This is a genomic window from Dyella humicola, assembly GCF_026283945.1.
Taxonomy (GTDB): Bacteria; Pseudomonadota; Gammaproteobacteria; order Xanthomonadales; family Rhodanobacteraceae; genus Dyella; species Dyella humicola.
Window position 1 is genome coordinate 2,662,244 of record NZ_JAPDPC010000001.1, and the last position, 17,659, is coordinate 2,679,902.

General features: G+C 62.1%; 18 protein-coding genes and 5 tRNA genes. 4 read left to right on the top strand and 19 right to left on the bottom strand.

The annotated features are described in order from the left end of the window. Positions 1-6 precede the first annotated feature (6 nt). The 8 genes from galE to OUZ30_RS11810 form a co-directional block, all read right to left on the bottom strand. Entirely contained in the window at positions 7-1,002 is a 996-nt protein-coding gene (galE, locus tag OUZ30_RS11775) for a UDP-glucose 4-epimerase GalE (RefSeq protein ID WP_266182507.1), read from the bottom strand. Continuing rightward, positions 999-1,826 carry an alpha/beta fold hydrolase gene (locus OUZ30_RS11780; RefSeq protein ID WP_266182508.1) on the bottom strand — a complete coding sequence of 276 codons (828 nt, stop codon included), beginning with the start codon at positions 1,824-1,826 and terminating at the stop codon, positions 999-1,001. The genes galE and OUZ30_RS11780 overlap by 4 nt, the downstream gene beginning before the upstream one ends. Next, positions 1,823-2,608, bottom strand: a complete 786-nt coding sequence (locus OUZ30_RS11785) for an alpha/beta fold hydrolase (protein ID WP_266182509.1) — start codon at positions 2,606-2,608, stop codon at positions 1,823-1,825. The genes OUZ30_RS11780 and OUZ30_RS11785 overlap by 4 nt, the downstream gene beginning before the upstream one ends. Beyond that, positions 2,605-3,948 carry a porin family protein gene (locus tag OUZ30_RS11790; RefSeq protein ID WP_266182510.1) on the bottom strand — a complete coding sequence of 448 codons (1,344 nt, stop codon included), beginning with the start codon at positions 3,946-3,948 and terminating at the stop codon, positions 2,605-2,607. The genes OUZ30_RS11785 and OUZ30_RS11790 overlap by 4 nt, the downstream gene beginning before the upstream one ends. A gap of 74 nt (positions 3,949-4,022) precedes the next feature. Next, the gene (locus tag OUZ30_RS11795; RefSeq protein ID WP_266182511.1) at positions 4,023-4,808 is read right to left on the bottom strand and encodes a P-loop NTPase family protein; all 786 of its coding nucleotides are present in this window, start codon (positions 4,806-4,808) and stop codon (positions 4,023-4,025) included. Then, positions 4,805-6,337 carry an XrtA system polysaccharide chain length determinant gene (locus tag OUZ30_RS11800; RefSeq protein WP_266182512.1) on the bottom strand — a complete coding sequence of 511 codons (1,533 nt, stop codon included), beginning with the start codon at positions 6,335-6,337 and terminating at the stop codon, positions 4,805-4,807. Before OUZ30_RS11800 ends, OUZ30_RS11795 begins: the two co-directional genes overlap by 4 nt. 51 nt (positions 6,338-6,388) lie before the next feature. Continuing rightward, positions 6,389-7,012, bottom strand: a complete 624-nt coding sequence (locus OUZ30_RS11805; RefSeq protein WP_266182513.1) for an XrtA/PEP-CTERM system exopolysaccharide export protein — start codon at positions 7,010-7,012, stop codon at positions 6,389-6,391. Positions 7,013-7,358: 346 nt separating this feature from the next. After that, positions 7,359-8,183: a methyltransferase, TIGR04325 family gene (locus OUZ30_RS11810; RefSeq protein ID WP_266182514.1), complete on the bottom strand. Its 825-nt coding sequence runs from the start codon at positions 8,181-8,183 to the stop codon at positions 7,359-7,361. Between the two features lie 183 nt (positions 8,184-8,366). Between OUZ30_RS11810 and OUZ30_RS11815 the strand changes: the two genes are divergently transcribed. Next, complete coding sequence (locus tag OUZ30_RS11815; RefSeq protein WP_266182515.1) at positions 8,367-9,167, top strand: SDR family oxidoreductase; 801 nt, start codon at positions 8,367-8,369, stop codon at positions 9,165-9,167. Between the two features lie 115 nt (positions 9,168-9,282). On the opposite strand, the gene OUZ30_RS11820 is transcribed toward OUZ30_RS11815, so the two are convergent. From OUZ30_RS11820 to rlmE, 7 genes are all read right to left on the bottom strand, one after another. Beyond that, positions 9,283-9,358: transfer RNA gene (locus tag OUZ30_RS11820), tRNA-Lys, on the bottom strand. A 15-nt stretch (positions 9,359-9,373) separates the two neighbouring features. Beyond that, positions 9,374-9,450, bottom strand: a tRNA-His gene (locus tag OUZ30_RS11825). Between the two features lie 14 nt (positions 9,451-9,464). After that, positions 9,465-9,541, bottom strand: a tRNA-Arg gene (locus OUZ30_RS11830). Between the two features lie 26 nt (positions 9,542-9,567). Further along, positions 9,568-9,644, bottom strand: a tRNA-Pro gene (locus OUZ30_RS11835). Positions 9,645-9,821: 177 nt separating this feature from the next. Continuing rightward, positions 9,822-9,898, bottom strand: a tRNA-Arg gene (locus OUZ30_RS11840). 312 nt (positions 9,899-10,210) lie between these two features. Continuing rightward, positions 10,211-12,160: an ATP-dependent zinc metalloprotease FtsH gene (gene ftsH / locus OUZ30_RS11845; RefSeq protein WP_266182516.1), complete on the bottom strand. Its 1,950-nt coding sequence runs from the start codon at positions 12,158-12,160 to the stop codon at positions 10,211-10,213. After that, complete coding sequence (gene rlmE, locus OUZ30_RS11850; RefSeq protein ID WP_266182517.1) at positions 12,157-12,807, bottom strand: 23S rRNA (uridine(2552)-2'-O)-methyltransferase RlmE; 651 nt, start codon at positions 12,805-12,807, stop codon at positions 12,157-12,159. The genes ftsH and rlmE overlap by 4 nt, the downstream gene beginning before the upstream one ends. An 84-nt stretch (positions 12,808-12,891) precedes the next feature. Between rlmE and yhbY the strand changes: the two genes are divergently transcribed. Continuing rightward, positions 12,892-13,188 carry a ribosome assembly RNA-binding protein YhbY gene (yhbY, locus tag OUZ30_RS11855; protein ID WP_266182518.1) on the top strand — a complete coding sequence of 99 codons (297 nt, stop codon included), beginning with the start codon at positions 12,892-12,894 and terminating at the stop codon, positions 13,186-13,188. Next, a complete protein-coding gene (locus OUZ30_RS11860) occupies positions 13,188-13,562 on the top strand; it encodes an Mth938-like domain-containing protein (RefSeq protein ID WP_266182519.1) in 375 nt (124 codons plus the stop codon). The genes yhbY and OUZ30_RS11860 overlap by 1 nt, the downstream gene beginning before the upstream one ends. A 110-nt stretch (positions 13,563-13,672) precedes the next feature. On the opposite strand, the gene OUZ30_RS11865 is transcribed toward OUZ30_RS11860, so the two are convergent. The 4 genes from OUZ30_RS11865 to surE all read right to left on the bottom strand — a co-directional run bounded on the left by OUZ30_RS11865 (position 13,673) and on the right by surE (position 16,824). Beyond that, positions 13,673-14,635 carry a peptidoglycan DD-metalloendopeptidase family protein gene (locus tag OUZ30_RS11865; RefSeq protein ID WP_425601518.1) on the bottom strand — a complete coding sequence of 321 codons (963 nt, stop codon included), beginning with the start codon at positions 14,633-14,635 and terminating at the stop codon, positions 13,673-13,675. A gap of 65 nt (positions 14,636-14,700) precedes the next feature. Beyond that, positions 14,701-15,309, bottom strand: coding sequence for a YqaA family protein (locus OUZ30_RS11870; RefSeq protein WP_266182521.1), 609 nt, complete (start codon positions 15,307-15,309; stop codon positions 14,701-14,703). A 20-nt stretch (positions 15,310-15,329) separates the two neighbouring features. Further along, entirely contained in the window at positions 15,330-15,980 is a 651-nt protein-coding gene (locus OUZ30_RS11875; RefSeq protein WP_266182522.1) for a protein-L-isoaspartate(D-aspartate) O-methyltransferase, read from the bottom strand. Positions 15,981-16,026: 46 nt separating this feature from the next. Next, positions 16,027-16,824 (bottom strand): 5'/3'-nucleotidase SurE, encoded by a 798-nt coding sequence (gene surE / locus OUZ30_RS11880; protein WP_266182523.1) that lies wholly within the window; start codon positions 16,822-16,824, stop codon positions 16,027-16,029. A 212-nt stretch (positions 16,825-17,036) separates the two neighbouring features. Between surE and OUZ30_RS11885 the strand changes: the two genes are divergently transcribed. Then, positions 17,037-17,582 (top strand): Smr/MutS family protein, encoded by a 546-nt coding sequence (locus OUZ30_RS11885; RefSeq protein WP_266182524.1) that lies wholly within the window; start codon positions 17,037-17,039, stop codon positions 17,580-17,582. Positions 17,583-17,659 lie beyond the last annotated feature (77 nt).

The window sequence follows — 17,659 nt, forward strand, 5'->3', positions numbered from 1 at the left end:
GGCGTCTTAGCTGACATAGTCCACGCTCTGCGCCAGCTTCAGCTCCCACTGGAACGCGGTACGCACGATGAAATCAAGGTCGTCGTAGCGTGGATGCCAGTCGAGTACGCGTTGTAGACGGTCGCTGCACGCGATCAGCATCGGCAGATCACCGACCCGCCGTGGCAGCTCGACCACATTCAGCGCGCAACCGCTGACCCGCGTGACCGCATCGATGACCTCGCGCACGCTATAGCCATGCCCGTAGCCGCAGTTCAGCGTAAGCGACTCGCCGCCCGTGCGCAGATGATCAAGCGCGCGCAAATGTGCCGCGGCCAGATCTTCCACATGAATATAGTCGCGAATGCCGGTACCGTCCGGTGTGTTGTAGTCGGTACCGTAGATGGAGAGGCTCGCGCATTTCCCCACCGCGTGCTGACACGCCACCTTGATCAGCAAGGTGGCATGCGGCGTCGAATGACCGATACGCCCCGCGGGATCACAACCCGCGACGTTGAAGTAACGCAGGATGACATGCCGCAATGCACCCGCCGCGCTGAGATCGCGCACCATCGTCTCCGACATCAGCTTCGACATGCCGTAGGGGTTGATCGGCCGGGTCGGCGTGTCTTCGTCGGCCACGCCAGCTTCGGTCATGCCGTAGACCGCCGCCGTCGATGAGAAGATGAACTTCGACACTTCGGCTTCGGAACAACACGCCAACAGATTGCAGGTGTTACAGGTGTTATTGCCGTAGTACTTGACCGGATCGCATACCGATTCCGGCACGACTGTATGCGCCGCGAAATGCAGCACGGTATCTACCCGGTGTTCGGCCAACACCCGAGACACCAGCGGGCGGTCGCCCACATTGCCTACCACCAGCTCGGCACCGCGTACGGCATCCCTGAACCCGGTGGAGAGGTTGTCGATAACGACGACGTGTTCGCCACGCGCCACCAACTGTTGCACCACATGGCTCCCGATATATCCCGCTCCGCCGGTGACGAGGACGCCGTTCATGATGAGGTACCTGCGTGAGTCACGGGAAAGTTTCGGCGAAGCCATGCTTCGATGTGATCGATCAGGCGCTTGCGGTCGTCGACCAGCGCAAAGGTATGGTCCATCTCTTTGAGGTAACGCGTGCTTACCGCCGGGTCGGCCATGACGCTGCCGAAACACTCGCGGAACTGACGTGGGTGATTGAAGTAGGTGTTGATGCCGCCGCTATAGATCAGGCAGAGCTTCATGCCCCGCTTCAGCATTCCGGCAAAATCCGCGCGCACCACGGCTTGCGGCGATGGCACGGTACTGAAGACCGGCTCGCTGCTGGATCGCTCGGTCGCTGCGCGTCCACGTGTCAATCGGCGCCACCAGCGCAGCGGGTCAAACAGGCGTGGCAGGTAGTGGCGAATCTTGAAGCCAATGGTTCGATAAGCGTAGCCATCCATGAACACGGCGCCGGCCACCTTGTCGTCCACGCATGCCACGGTATGTGCGTTCTGCGCACCGGAACAAAGGCCTACCAGCACGAAGCGCCTGCAACCAGCGTGTTGGCGCAACAGCTCCATCGCATCGTCGGCATCGGCGCAGATCTGTTGCAAGCGAGTCTGCGATTCCCCACTGGCGCCACTGTCGCCGATCGTGGAAAAGTCGAAACGCAGCGTCGGGTAGCCAAGGGCATTAAGGCGACGTGTCATGTCGACGGCGAGGCGAAAGGGCCCCACGTGGTGCACCATGCCCGAGTTGAGCACGATGACGCCGATCGCATCCGGTGACGCGTCCGGCAGCCCCGCGATACCGATCAGGTGTCGCGCCCTGCCAAAGCGGAAGGCCTGCTCCGTCATCCGTGCGCACCTCGCAAATGAGCCGTGACGGTCTGCACCAAGGGGTGCGAAAGAATCGCCACTTCCAGCCTCGCCAGGTCGTCCCACGGTGTCGATGGCTGCAAAACCTTGATGCTGGCATCGTCGACCGCGACAGCCCGCCATGCGTGCGACGAGCTCGCTGGCAGCGAATCGAGAAGCAGGGACGGTGTCGCTTTCCAGCCCACACCCAGTCCGCTGATCTGCGCGCGAAGCTCCGGGTTGACGGCAAAGCCAAGCCACTGCTCGTCGGCAAACGCAGCCGGACGCGGCTTGATAAAGCGGCGCGTATCCTGCCTAAGCGCTTCCTGCATGGCATCGAGCGTGGCGACATGGGCTTGGCCGTCGATCACAGGGTCCCACACCACGATGTCCGCAAACCGTGCGGCGGCAAACGCCGCGAGCGCCATGTTTCCACCGAGCCGGGCGCCAAACGCCACCACGCGATCGATGCCGCAGCGCGCGCGCAACTCGTTGGCGGCCGTCACCGTGTCTCGAATGCAACGATCCCAGCGCACTTCGGCACTCGTGCCCAACGAGTCGCCACAGCCGTAGTAGTCAAAGCGCAGCGCAGGAATCCCTTCCGCCGCGAGAGCATGCGCCAGCTGACGATAGAGCCGGTGGCAGCGGATCTGGTCCTGGCCGAGCGGCGCACATAGCAAGACCGCTTTCCCGGCGGCCGGTGCGGCTGCGTGGTAGATGCCAAACAGCTCGCTACGATCACCGAAGAAAAAGGGGTGTTCGGCTTCGGTACGCATCGTCATCGCGTGAATACCACCGTCAGCAAATACTCGTTTTCGTGATAACTCTGGCCGGCAGCGTCGCTGTTGCGAATCTGACGCACGTAAGATGCATGCCAGCTCCAATGCGGCGTCCACTGGTGACCAAAATCGATGCCGAAGCGATAGTCCTTGTCGGTTCGATTGATGTTGTCGTACACGAACCGGTCCACCGTCGTGAATCCCGACAACGTCACGGTTGGTCGCAATTTGTAGGAAGCGGTAAAGCTGACGCCGCGGTCGGACTGGTTGAGCTGGGTGTCGTTGACATAGTCCAGCTTGTCGTAGGCGGGGGCGACGGTCAGTGTTAGCCGCTCGTCGCGATAGTTGTAGGTCGCAGCCAGCCGACGCTCCTTGTAGACATCCGAACTGATGATCGCCGACCCCGTATTGATGCCACCACGCACGTCGCTCAGCACCTGGGCCACCGGTTGCAACGGCACCACGTCGGTACCTATCTGGACGCTGCTGGGTTGCAGGATGCTCTGAGCCGCGTCGACGTACTGGTAGGCGCCGGATAGCGTAAACGTGCTTTGCGCGGACGGCCGCCAGCCCACGGTCACGCGCGCGAGCGGGTCGCTAAGATGCGGCCCGCTACCGCTGTAGTCGATGTTGGTCCAACCTGCCGTCAGGTTCGCATCGAAGTGGGTCAGCCGCGTCGCATAGCTGCCATAGACCTCGTAGCGGTCGTAGTTTGGACCCGCCGTCACGTCAGAGAACGTGACATGCTGGTATTCGGCGTTGAACGAGACCTGGTCGGTTGGGTTGATATCCCTGAACAAACGGAATGCCGCGTCTCCGCGTGAGGAATTGAATTCCGCCAACTTCGAGGCATAGCTGTTGATGTAGTGCAGCTCCACCTGCCCCGCCATCGCTTCGCCGACCCGGAAGTGCAGCGTCGGCCCCACCGCCAGCACATTGGTTTGCTGCTGATTGGAAGGGGCATTCGGGGCGAGCGTATCGACGGGCTGCACGCCCGCGTAGTCCTGCACGAACACATCCAGACGCTGCGGCACCACCGTCCAATTAGCCTGGGCCGACAAGTCGCCGACCGTCTGGTTACCAAAGGTGTTGCCGGGATAGTCGCGGTACTCGATATTGCCCGTGGCTGTGGCCTGAATGGTCGAGCCCTGCTGCGTATAGGCGAAATTGACGCCCGGAATGATCACGTTCTGGCTGATCGGCGCCGACGTGCTCAAGGTGATGTTGTCGCTGTGCTCGAGGGACATATAAAGGGAGTAGTCGAATTGATCCGCCAACGCGCTTCCCGAGGTGGCGGCCAGTGCAAGCCCTACGGATCGGGCGAGTATCGTGCGTACCGCCATGTTCCTTCCTCCAGTGGATACGTCGCGGCAGGAATCGCCCCCAAAAAAACATTCGTCGTTGATAAGCCGCCGGCCTACGGCAAGCGGTTGAACACCACACCCGCCATTTTTTCCGGATCGAAATTGGTTACGGCCTGACTGATGGCGGCCGGCGTGTCGCGGCCGTAACCGGCCACCACCACCACAAAGTCAGCGAGGTCGGACAGGATGCGTGCATCCGGCGAACCCTTGATCGCAGGACCATCGAGAAACAGATAACGATCCGGATAGCGTGAGCTGAGCGAGTCCAGCAGCGTGCCCATGCGATGCGATGAGAAATACTCGCCGCTGTTCTCGCGCGCCTTGCCGGCAGGAATCAAGCGCACCCGCGGAATGCCCGTTCGATAAAGCACCGGCGCGATGCCAAGCGCCGGCTGCTCCAGGAAATCAATCAGGCCACCCGCCACCGGCTCGACGCCGAGCGCCTTGTGCTGGCTCGGATAACGCAGGTTGCAGTCAATCAGCAGGCTCGTCTTGGCCTCGTCGAAGGCAAAAGCAGCCGCCAGGTTACGGGCGACGAAGCTGCCACCGGAACGCGGACTGACCGAGACCACCAGGGTGACGAAATTCTGTTCGCCGGCGATGCCAAGCAGACGCGTGCGGATCTCGCGAAACGCGTCGGACTGCCGCCGTACTGATTCCTCGCGGTGGATCAGTCGGCGCTCTTCCAGCTGCAACGGCGCAAGGCCACCCACGCCATCATTCATGCGCGCAATCGAATGACCGTGCGTCGAGTGCCGTTCCAGATTCCGGGCCGCGTTTTCCAGCACTTCTTCAATGCTGCCAGCGAGGTCCTTGTCATCCTCGTCTTTCATGCTCATTGCTTTAGCCTCAGCCAGAACATGGCCAGGTACACCACGCCCACACCGGCCACCATCAACAGAAGGATCAAGTTATGCAGACGATCGCGCCGACGATCATTCGGCGTCGGATAGAAGGGAATGGAGGCCAGCACGGCGAGCCCCGTGGCCTGTTCCAGCCGCTCGACCGAGCGCACGCGCGGGTCAAACCGCACGACGCAGAACAACAATCCCAGCGGTATCGCCAGCGATAGTGCGATGCCAGCCAGGCTGAAATGCATGAAGCGCAGGCCCGAGGGTGCCAACGGCATGACGGCGGGATTCTGGACCAGGAAGGTGAGGCCGCGCTGCTCAGCGTCCAGGTTCATCGAAACGCGGGCGTTTTCGCGCCGTTTGAGCAGGTCCTGATAGACGTCGCGGTTCACGTTGTAGTCGCGCGTCAATTCCGACGTGACATTCTCGGAGCTGGCGATGCGCGCGCTGCGCTGCAGCTCGGACTGCAACATCGCCTCGCTGGCCCCCAGGCGCGCCGCCGCTGCGGCACTGGAGGCGCGGGTCGCCGCGAGCTGCGTTTTGATCTGCTGATAGGCGGGATTGAACTGCACGCGACTGTCCAACGCAATCGGCGTACCGGATAACTGGGCCGCGGCCTTGCGCTGGTCATCCTGCGCCATCTGCTGCCGCAGGTCCTGCATCTGATGCCGAACGCGGATGACGTCGGGATATTCATCGGTATAGGTCAACAGCAGCTTGTCGAGCTGGCCCTGCAGGTCGGCCATCTGGGTCTCGTAGACGCCGCCGGTCGTCTGCACCGTGTTCACTTCCGATTCGCCGGTCAGCTGAGATGCCAGCGAGCCCTCTTGTGAACGACGCTCCATCATGTCCATGCGTGCGGTTTCGATCTGGCTGCGCAACTGGCTGATGCGCGCATTGGTGTCGGCTTCGCTGCCAGGGCGCGCATCATCGTTGCTGTCGCGATAGGCCTTGAGCTTGTCCTCGGCGTCGGTAAGCTTCTTGCGATAAGCCTCCACCTGGCTGTTGATGAATTCGTAAGCGTCGCGACTCTCGCGTTGCTTCGAGGCCAGGCTTTCGCTGATGAAAAGCTGGGCAAGCTGGCGGGTAACCAGGTAAGTGCGCTTGGGATCGCTATCGAAATAGCTGATCGTGATGAGGTTGTCGTGCGCGGTGATTACTTTGGTACGAGCCTTGATCCCGTCGATGATGCGGTCCTGCTCCACCGGCGAGGGGTGCGTGGCCATCCAACCGCCAGCTACAAGAATCTCACTCATCACCTTACGGCTGAAGATCACGTCACGCGCAATGCTCGCGCGATTCTTGTTACCCGTGGCCGCCGCCGCGCCTTCCATCAACGGCGAGATGATGCTGCTTTCCTGCGCAAGAATGGTGGTGGTGGCCTCGTACTTCTTGGGCCACAACATGCCCGTGACCAGCGCCGCCAAGGCAATCAGTGCGAAGGCGACGCCCATGGCCACGCGACGCCGCAGAGCCTCACTCACAATGGCAGGCAGCACGCTGGCAAACGTTGTCATTTCCCCGCTCATACCCTTCCCCCCCGCCTTGTCCCTAGGCGTTGGCCTGCGTCAGAAAGCTCGCATTGGCACCGTGACGACATCGCCAGGCTGCACCGGATAATTGGTCGCCAGGTCGCCCTGCTTCAGTACCTTGTCCAGGCGCACCGCGTACTGTTTGGTCACACCATCACTGCCTTCGCGATAAAGCTCGGTGCGGTCCGGAGCCGCGAATTCCGTGGTTCCTCCCGCCGCCAGAACGGCGTCGAGCACCGTCATGCCCTGGCGATAAGGAATGGATACCGGCGAGCGAACAGCACCGGTAACACGGACACGCGACAGGTATTCATGGCTGCGCAACTCCGTGAGGATCACCGCTACCTGCGGGTCACGCACGTACGACTGCAATTTATCCTTGATCTCGCCCGCGACTTCCTCAGGCGTCTTGCCGCCGGCGATGACATCGCCAATCAACGGCACCGTGATCATGCCGTCTGGCCGCACCGGTACATTCACGCTGAGGTCGGGGTTGTGCCACACCGTAATCTGCAGCTGGTCGTCGACACCGATGCGATAGGTGGTCACCGCCTGCGCGTTGGGATCGATCTTGGGCGCATCACGCGAGCCACCGTTGCTGGCGCATGCCGTCAAGGTAAGCACGAAGCACAAAGCGACAAATCGCAGCACGGTGTTCATGTGGCACCCCTGTTCGACAAAACTGTGAAACCTGTCGCGAACGAGTATAGCCAAGAACAAAAATGGCTTGACAAATCCATTCGGCCTATGACTAGAGACTACTTACTGCGCGTCTCGAACAAGAGCAACGCCAGGTCGGGGCGAAGCGAGCCAGGGAACACGCGTGTCCTCCAGCCGGTTCGCCATAGGTCATAGCCAAGACGGCCGACACGGCGCCGCGCCACCCCAGAGCCAGCATTCATTGAATGGGTGCGCTCATCCGCCAACAAGCCAGCCGGTTCGTCTTAGGAACACAGTCCCTGACCGACGCAAAGCCGTGACCGCTAGCGCGATCGCAGGAAACCGCTCAGCCGTCGCGACTCAGATAGAAACCGAAGTAGCGATCGAGCGAATGGCTCGGGTAGAACGGGATATCACACCGACGATCGGTGTTCTCCCAACGGTCACGCACCGAATAGCCCAGGGCCTTCAGCCCAACGATGAAATCATGCTCGGCGGTAACACGATAAGGACAGCATGCGGCGCCCGTGTTCTGCACGGTGAAGTACGACGCACTCATATGGATTGGCACCGAGTTCAACAGCAGATGGGCTGGTGCTCGCGCAAACCCTGCAAGCATGTCTGCCAAGGTGTAATCGAGATACTGCAAAGAGCCCGCGGCAAACAGGATGTCCGCACCATCCGCATCCTCCCTGCGCGAGGTGAACCTCAGTCGCTTCAGCGTGTCGTTCTTTTCGGCCCAGGCGATACCGGCTGCATTGACCGCAGGTACGTCCATCACCTGCCAACGGATCGACTCCGGATAACGGAGATATCGCTGATAGGCGTAATAGGCGATGCCGATATGCCCGCCCAGGTCGAACACGGAGGCATTCCTGGCCTCAAACAGCTTGGCCAGCCACCACATCATCGGATAATCGTTGAGGAATACACGGCGGGTACGTTCGCGATAAAGCCCCGCCGAGTCGGCGTTGTCGTATCCATTGGCAACCCTTTCCGGGATGCTCGACTGCGCCTCGGCAAAGCTCGGGAAAACCCCGCGGTACAGGTTCCGCATCGTCGAGACATGCGCAAAAAAGCGACGCTCGTACTTCGCCTCGAGCACCTGCCGGATACCCGGCCACTTCGACGCCCGCTCCGCCGTTGCGCGGATCGTAGGATGCATCTCCATGCGAACAGCGCCCCCCGTATTCGGATGCCGAATATAGCGATTGGGCCCCAGCCAGGATGCCCGGTCCGATGATGCCCTTCGATCCACTATCAGGCATTTCTGGCCGTGCATGCAATTTCGCCGAGGCTCTATAGCCATTAGCCTATGGACGACTCCATCCATTTCGCCATGCGAGGTAGCGCCATGATTCGTCCTCCCGCGATTGCCGGACACGATCCCCATCCCATGCATGGCCGGGTGATCCTGGTGACAGGTGGCGCGCAAGGCATTGGGCGTGGCATTGCGCAGGCCGTCCTCGGCGCCGGCGGCAGCGTCATGATTGGCGACCTCGATGCCGAAGCAGGACAGGCGTGCCTGGCGGAATGGCGGGAGCGTGAACGTGCTGCGTTCGGTCGCCTGGATGTAGCGCGCGAGGCGAGCGTGAAGCGTTGGATCGCCTCAGCGCTAAAGCGCTTCGGCCGCATCGATGGACTGGTGAACAACGCAGGCATCGTCAACCCGCACGCTGCCCCGGTCACCGAGTTGTCGCTCGCCCGCTGGAACGACTATCTGGCGACCAACCTCACCGGCGCGTTCCTGTGCAGCAAATACGCCCTGCCCGCCCTGTCTGAGCACCAAGGCGCCATCGTCAATATCGCATCGACGCGCGCCTTGCAGTCCGAGCCCGATTCGGAAGCCTACGCGGCCAGCAAAGGTGGCCTCGTGGCGTTCACGCATGCGCTGGCCGTCAGCGCCGGGCCACGGGTACGGGTCAACGCGATCTTGCCAGGATGGATTGCCACGAATGCCTGGCAAAAGCCGTCGGCGCGAAAGGCTCCGAAACTGAGCCGCCAGGATCACGCCCAACATCCCGCTGGACGCGTCGGCACGCCCGAAGACATCGGCGCCATGGCTATTTATTTGCTTTCAAGCGCATCCGGCTTCGTCACCGGCCAACATATCGTCATGGATGGCGGCATGACCGTGAAAATGCAGTACGTCTAGAGCGAGCGCATGCCCCCGAATAGGTGGAGAAGCGGTTTGCCAGCGCTCGCATCGCGGGTGCTCCCAGCTGCGCAAAAGAAAAGGCACCTAGGTTTCCCTAGGTGCCTGTTCCGATTGGTGGGCCGTGAGTGATTCGAACACTCGACCAATTGATTAAGAGTCAACTGCTCTACCAGCTGAGCTAACGGCCCGACAAATTTTTAAACTGGGGTGGAAGATGGGACTCGAACCCACGACCCTCGGAATCACAATCCGATGCTCTAACCAGCTGAGCTACATCCACCGCAAAACTGGAATTGGCGCGCCCGACAGGAATCGAACCTGCAACCGTCGGCTTAGAAGGCCGATGCTCTATCCGGTTGAGCTACAGGCGCTCGTGCACTTCGTGCATAGCATCTGCTGGTCGGGGCAGAGGGATTCGAACCCACGACATCCAGCTCCCAAAGCTGGCGCTCTACCAGGCTGAGCTATACCCCGATTTCGAACCCTCAACCGCCAAGGCGGGCTGAAGCATTAGAAATGCTACGGGTGACGCCTAGCCTAGTCAATCCGTATCAAAGCACACCGGACTTCAAACATCTTGTCCAGCTCGCCTGGCGATGTATTGCCTTGCGATCCAAGCCGTGAATAAGTCACATCACAACTTGCTTAAAATGGCGCGCCCGGAGAGATTCGAACTCCCGACCACCAAGTTCGTAGCCTGGTACTCTATCCAACTGAGCTACGGGCGCGTTTTTAAACTTTAGCTCTGTCGCCAACCACCGAAGTGAAAGCGCCGAAGCCAGAAGCGGAATTATTCAGATTCGTGGCGTGTGCGTCAACTCTTTTTTTCATTTTTTTTTCACGACCGTCGTCAAATCTTCACTTTCGACGGCAAGAGCACTTCACCCGAGCCGGTTATTTTAGCCGTCCGTTCGCGTTTCGGCTATAGCTTTTGATGAACTTCCTTCGAGGATGCGCGCCTCGTGCGCGGTCGCAATGACGACTAGATGCAAACAAAAAAGGCGGCACAGGGCCGCCTTTTTTCGTTTGCCGAATGGCGATCAGCGATCGGCCATACGACTCTGCGTGGCGGGATCACCCACCTTCGCACCCGCATCGCCACGCGGCGGCGGTGGCGGCGGCGTGGAGCCCGTCGACGACGTCTTCGACCAGTCGGCCGGCGGACCCGGCACGCGGCCATTCATGATGTCGTCGATCTGGTGCGCGTCGATCGTCTCGTACTGCAGCAGCGCATCGGCCATCACATGCAGCTTGTCGATGTTGTCCATCAGCAACTGCTTGGTCCGATCGTAAGCGCGATCCAGGATGGCACGCACTTCCTCGTCGATCTTGCGTGCGGTCTCGTTGGAGACGTTCTTGTGCTGCGTGACGGCGCGCCCCAGGAACACCTCGTCCTCTTCCTCGCCGTAGGTCATCGGGCCGAGCTTGTCGGACAGACCCCACTTGGTCGCCATATTGCGCGCCATCTTGGTGGCGCGCTCGATGTCGTTGGAGGCACCCGTGGTGACCTTGTCCTCACCGAAGATCAAGGCTTCGGCAACACGGCCGCCGTATAGCGAGCACAGCTGCGACTGGATCGCCACGCGATTGATGCTGTACTTGTCGCCTTCCGGCAAGTACATGGTGACGCCAAGCGCGCGACCGCGCGGAATGATCGTGACCTTGTAGACGGGATCGTGCTCCGGCACCAGGCGACCGACGATGGCGTGACCCGCCTCGTGGTAGGCGGTGAGCTTCTTCTCGTCCTCGCTCATGGCCATCGAGCGGCGCTCGCTACCCATCAGAATCTTGTCGCGTGCCTTGTCCAGATGGATCATGCGCACGTCACGGGCGTTTTCACGCGCGGCATACAATGCCGCTTCGTTGACCAGGTTGGCCAGGTCGGCGCCGGAGAAGCCCGGCGTGCCACGCGCGATGGTCATCGCATCGACGTCGGCCGCGGTAGGCACGCGGCGCATGTGCACCTTGAGGATCTGCTCTCGACCCCTGACGTCCGGTAGTCCGACCACGACCTGGCGGTCGAAGCGGCCTGGACGCAGCAGCGCCGGGTCGAGCACGTCCGGACGGTTGGTGGCGGCGATGACGATGACGCCCTCGGTACCCTCGAAACCGTCCATCTCGACCAGCAACTGGTTCAGCGTCTGCTCGCGCTCGTCATGACCACCGCCGAGACCAGCGCCACGATGGCGACCGACCGCGTCGATTTCGTCGATGAAGATGATGCACGGCGCGTGCTTCTTGGCCTGCTCGAACATGTCGCGAACGCGGCTGGCGCCCACACCCACGAACATTTCGACGAAGTCGGAACCGGAGATGGAGAAGAACGGTACCTTGGCCTCGCCGGCGATGGCCCTGGCCAGCAGGGTCTTACCCGTACCCGGGGGGCCCACCATCAACACGCCGCGGGGAATCTTGCCGCCCAGCTTCTGGAACTTGCTCGGATCGCGCAGGAACTCGACCAGTTCGCCGACTTCTTCCTTGGCCTCGTCGCAGCCGGCCACGTCGCTGAAGTTGACCTTGATCTGGTCCTCACCCTGCAGCTTGGCACGTGAACGACCGAAGCTCATCGCTCCGCGACCGCCGGCACCGGCCTGCATCTGGCGCATAAACCAGATGAACACGCCAACGATAAGAATGATCGGCAGCCAGTTAAGCAGCAGACCAAGCAGCGAGAAGCCGTTGTTGGACGGGTCCTGGCGCACTTCCACGCCCTTGTCCTGCATCTGCTTGACCACCGAGTTGGTGGACCAGCCGAGCACCGGCGCAACGGTGTGGAACGAGCTGCCGTCTTTCAGCTTGCCGCTGATCGAGGCTGGCTGATCAGCACTGATCGTGGCCGTGGACACGTTGCCGTTGTCCACGCTCTGCACGAAGCTGCTGTAGGCCAGATCCGAAGAGGACGTGCCACGCGGATTGAAGCTCTGGAATACCGTGAGCAGGACCACCGCGATGATCAGCCAGAGCAGCAGGTTTTTAGCCATTTCATTCATGCACGGTTCTCGCCCGGTTGCCCGCCGGAAGCCTTCCGGCCGACGGCTAATGCGTACACCTCCCGCGAACGCGCGCGGGAGGCCTTAGGTTTACGCATGGTCACGCGGGTGAAGTCTGCGCGCAAGCTGCGTACGTAATCGTCAAAGCCAGTCCCCTGAAACAGCTTGATCAGGAACGACCCGCCGGGTTTAAGCCATTGACGGCTGAAATCCAGCGCCAGATCGGCCAGATCCATCGCACGGATCTGATCAGCCAAGGCCACACCACTCATATTGGGGGCCATATCGGACAGCACAAGATCAACCTTGTTGCCCTCCAGGCGCTCCTCCAGCTGGTGCAGCACGGATTCTTCACGGAAATCGCCCTGCAGGAAATCCACGCCGCCAATCCCCTGCATGGGCAGGATATCCAGCGCAATGATGGTGCCATTGTCGCCCAGCCGCTTGCGTGCCAGCTGCGACCAACCGCCCGGGGCGGCGCCCAGGTCGACGATCCGCATGCCGGGCTTGAGCAGGCGATCGCGGTCGATCAGCTCTTCCAGCTTGAAGGCCGCACGCGAGCGTAGACCCTCGGCCTGGGCCTTCTTCACATAAACATCATCGAAGTGCTCCCGCAACCAGCGGGAACTACTTTTGCTACGAGGCATGGTCGGCGCGGGCCACTAATACGGGGGAGGTGGCCTGCATGATACCCTTAGCAGTCTCATTGCCGCGAATCCGAGACTGAACGCATGGCTCTTTCCCCCTCGCAGCGCCGTTATCTGCGCAGCCTCGCCCACGATCTTCATCCCGTCATCCTGCTTGGCGCCAAGGGTGCCACCGAGGCTGTCCTCAAGGAACTGGACCTGGCGCTGTCCCATCACGAACTGGTGAAGGTGAAGCTGTCCGGCGGCGACAAGGAAGAACGCGACGCGCAGATCGCCTTCCTGGCGGAAGGCACGCGCGCGGAAAACGTGCAGCAGATCGGCCATATCGTGGTGCTGTTCCGCCGCAACGAAGACGACCCCAAGCTCGCCCTGCCGCGCTAATGGACCTGTCGCTCGACCGCCCCGGCAACTACTTGTACATACGTCGCGTCGGCCCGCGCAGCGTCACCGTGGTCGATCGCGAGTTCACCGCCAGCTTCTTGCTGTCGCCGGATCGCGCCGTAGAAAACTGGCCGGTAGCCGCGTCCAGCGAGCTGGATGCCAGTCATATCGAGGCCATTCTCGAGCTGAAGCCGGAACTGGTCATCGTAGGGACCGGCGAACGCCAGGTGTTTCCTGCCGCAGCCTTCATGGCAGGCCTGCTGCGCAAGGGCATTGGCGTGGAAGTGATGGACAACGGTGCCGCCGCGCGCACCTATGACCTGCTGGCCGCCGAGAGCCGCCGCGTAGTCGCGGCGTTTATCTTGCCGACCTAGAGCGTCGCCAGGCGCCACCGTAGGAGCGCACCCTGTGCGCGAAAAGCCTACGAAGCGGCCATGGCCTAGCACCCGCCATCGCGCACAGGGTGCGCTCCTACAGAGCAGCTTCAGCGCGACGGCAGATAACCCATCGGGTCGACCGGGTTGCCGTCTTTGCGGATCTGGAATTGCAGCTCATCGCGTGACGCACCCGTGGCGCCCATCTCGGCAATCTGCTGCCCGGCGCTGACGCGCTGGCCTTCCTTCACCAGGCGCTTGCTGTTGTGACCATAGGCGGACAGGAAGCTGTCGTTGTGCTTGACGATGACCAGCTCACCGTAGCCCACCAGACCATTGCCGCTATAAACCACCACGCCATCGGCTGCCGCACGCACCGGATCTCCCGTCTTGCCTGCGATCTCGATGCCCGGAATCGCATCGCCTGACTGGAAGCGCTTGATCAGGCTGCCGTCCGCCGGCCAGCGCCAGGTCACGCCGCCATTGTTGCGCTCCGCGCCCGGTGCCGCCGGCGCTACCGGCGCGGGAGGCGGCGTGGCGTTTGCCGTCTGGGCGGGCGCGCCCGCGACCGGAACGACCTGCGTCATCGCGACAGCAGGCGGGGACGACGCTGCCGATGAAGCCGTCGTGGCGGCGACCGCGGATTCGGTGACCGGCGCAAAGCCCGGTTGGGGCTGGCTGCTCGCCGGCGCCGGACGAGGCACGGCGGGCTTGGCCGTGGTCACTACTGCCGTGGAATGCACGGGCACCGCTGTGGGCACCTTGCCGTTGGACGGCGCCAGCTTCAATTCCTGGCCAGGCCAGATCGTGTAGGGCGCGGCGATATTGTTCCAACCAGCGAGATCGCGGAAATCCACGCCGTTACGGAAAGCGATCGAATACAGCGTGTCGCCCTTGCTCACCTTGTAGATGCCACCCGGCGCCGGGCGTTCCGGCGTGACCGTGCGTGGACCCGCGCCTCCCGGTGGCGGCTGGACCACGACCGTACGCTGGGTCGAGGCGCAGGCGGCCAGGACCAGGAGGGTGACTGTCAGGGCGAATGAGCGGAGATATCCATTCATGGGCGCCAGCATAACGAGGCGTAGCGGTATTTTCATTCAGATAACCACAACGAGCCGGGTGACCTGCCGGCCGCCGTTCAGTGCGCCCACAGCCACCACGCCAGCAAAGCGCCCAGGATCACCACGGCAGCCCAGCCAATCCATTCGATGTGCTTGTGCAGGATGCGCTCGGCGCGCTCGCCGAACAGGCGAATCAGCAGTGCCAGCAGCCAAACGCGCTTGCCGCGACCCACCGCCATGCAGACCAGGAACGGGATGACCGGCACGCCGACGATGCCCGAGGCCCAGGTGACGAATTTCATCGGCACCACCGGCTGCAACGCCGCCAGCGCCAGCACCAGCAACAAACCCAGCCAATGCTGATTCATCTGCGTGCGGAGGTTCGCCACGCCGGTTTCGATCGGCGCCAGCAGATGCATGGTGTCGAGCAGCGGCGACAGCGCGTGGAAAGCCCAGTGGCCCAGCGAATAGCCCACCAGCGAACCGATGAGCGAGAACAGCAGGCTGATGTTGGCGTAGAAAAATGCCTTGTGCCGCTTGCCGAGCATCATCGGCGCCAGCATCACTTCCGGCATGATCGGGAAAATAAACGCCTCGACGAAGCTCAACCCACAAAGGTAGTAGACAGCCCTGGGGTGGCGCGCCCACGTCAGTGCGCGCGCATACATCGATCCGAAAAGACGCATTCAATAACTTCCGTGTGGCATCAGCCGATGCCGCCGAGTAAGGGCACGAAACTGACCGCGGCCAGCTCCTCCTGGATGAAATCGCCCTGCCCGTCGCCGCGCATGCGGATCAGCATCTGGTTACTGGGCGAACCCACCGGCGCGACCAGCACTCCGGTCGGGCTCAGCTGGTCGAGCAAGGCCGTGGGAATGGCGTCACCCGCTGCGGTGAGGATGATGGCGTCGAACGGTGCCTCGTCGGCCCAGCCCAGCTTGCCGTCGTCATGGCGCGAACGAATGTTGCCCAGACCCAACTGACGGAAGCGACGGCGCGCCTGCCGCAACAGTTCTTCGATGCGTTCGACGGTGTAGACCTGCGGCACCACCGAGGCGAGTACCACCGCCTGGTAGCCCGAGCCGGTGCCGATCTCCAGCACTTTCTGCGGCATGCCCTGCTTGGGATCGAAATGTTCGAGCAAAGCCTCGGTCATGCGCGCCACCACCCAGGGTTGCGAGATGGTCTGGCCATGGCCGATCGGTAGCGCCGTGTTCTCGTAGGCGCGCGAATGCAGGGCCTGGTCGATGAAGTGATGTCGCGGCACGTTGCGGATCACATCGATCACGCGCTGATCGCGAATACCTTCTTCCTTCAACTTGGTGACCAGGCGATCACGCGCGCGCTGCGAGGTCATGCCCTCGCCCTTCAATGCAGATGGCGGCAATGGATGCACGTTCACCTCACGCCGCCTTGTCGCCGACCGGTTTGTCACCGGCCATGCCTTCGGTCAACGAACTCACCCAGCTGCTGACCTTCTCGAGTGCCTGGAAGCGCGTGAGATCGACATGGATCGGCGTCACCGACACATAACCGCGGCGCACCGCGTTGAAATCGGTACCCGGGCCAGCATCGTCCACGTCGCCCGCCGGACCGATCCACCAGATCGTCTTGCCGCGCGGATCGGTCTGCTTGATACAGGGCTCCGAGCGATGACGCTTGCCCAGCCGGGTGACCTCAAAGCCACGGATGTCGTCCCACGGCAGATCGGGCACGTTGACGTTGAGAATGGTATCGGCCGGCAGCGGATCGACCAGCAAACGATTCATCAATAACAAGACGGCGTTGGCCGCCGAGTCGTAATGCACGCCGTTGTGGTCCTTGCTGACCAGCGACACGGCGATCGCGGGCAGCCCCAGAAAACGGCCTTCCATCGCAGCCGATACCGTGCCGGAATAGATCACGTCATCGCCAAGATTGGCGGAGTTGTTGATGCCCGACACCACGATGTCCGGCTCGTAGTCGAGCATCCCGGCCAGCGCCAGATGCACGCAGTCGGTCGGCGTGCCGGCGACACGGTAGTAGCCGTTGTCCATGCGTAGGGCCCGGATCGGCGCATCCAGGGTGAGGGAATTGCTGGCGCCGGAACGATCCCGGTCCGGTGCCACCACCGTCACCTGGCCGACCGCGCCAAGGCGCTCGGCTAGCACGCGAATGCCCGGTGCATCCACGCCATCGTCGTTGGAAACCAGAACTCGCATGATGATCCGTTCAGAGCCAATCGCAGGGCACCGCACTGAGGGCGACGCACACCTGATGAAGCTTGAAGTCTACCGGAGCGGGGGGACGGTTTCACAGCGTTACGCATGTCCCCACGCGAACCGTCACAAGCGTCTACGACGCGGCCTGGCGACCCGCCGGCTCACGTGATTGCGCGACACCCGGCGTCAGCGGCTGCATTAGGATGGGAACGATGAAACATCGTCCTCCCGCCCAGGTCTCCGACGACGACGCCCAGCTGTTTCGCGAGGCTATCGGCGACGTGCGCCCGTTCGATCCGGTGGCACCCGCCCCTTCAGCTCCCAAGCCCAAACCCCATCCGCACATGCTGGAAGCCGACGAGGCTGCAGTCCCGGGCGAGCTGCTGGACATGGCCTTCGATCCTGGCCTGATCGAGGTCGGCGAAGAGCTGAGTTATCTCCGCGATGGCTACCCACCCAAGCTTCTACGGCAGCTCAAGCGCGGCCAGTACAGCATCCAGGACGAGATCGATCTGCATCAGATGAATGCAGCGGCAGCCCAGGCCACCATCGTGGACTTCCTGGCTGAGGCAAAACAGCATGGATTTCGCTGCGTTCGCATCGTGCATGGCAAGGGGCTGCGCTCACGCGCCAGCGGCCCGGTGCTGAAGGCGCTTACCGATCGCATGTTGCGACGGCGGGATGATGTGATCGCATTTGCGTCGGCGCGACCGATGCAGGGCGGGACGGGGGCGGTCGTGGTGTTGTTGAAGGCATAGCCGCCCTTACTCCCTCTCCCCAGAGGGGAGAGGGCTGGGGTGAGGGGTCAATCTTGCGATAAGGCTGCACTAGAGCC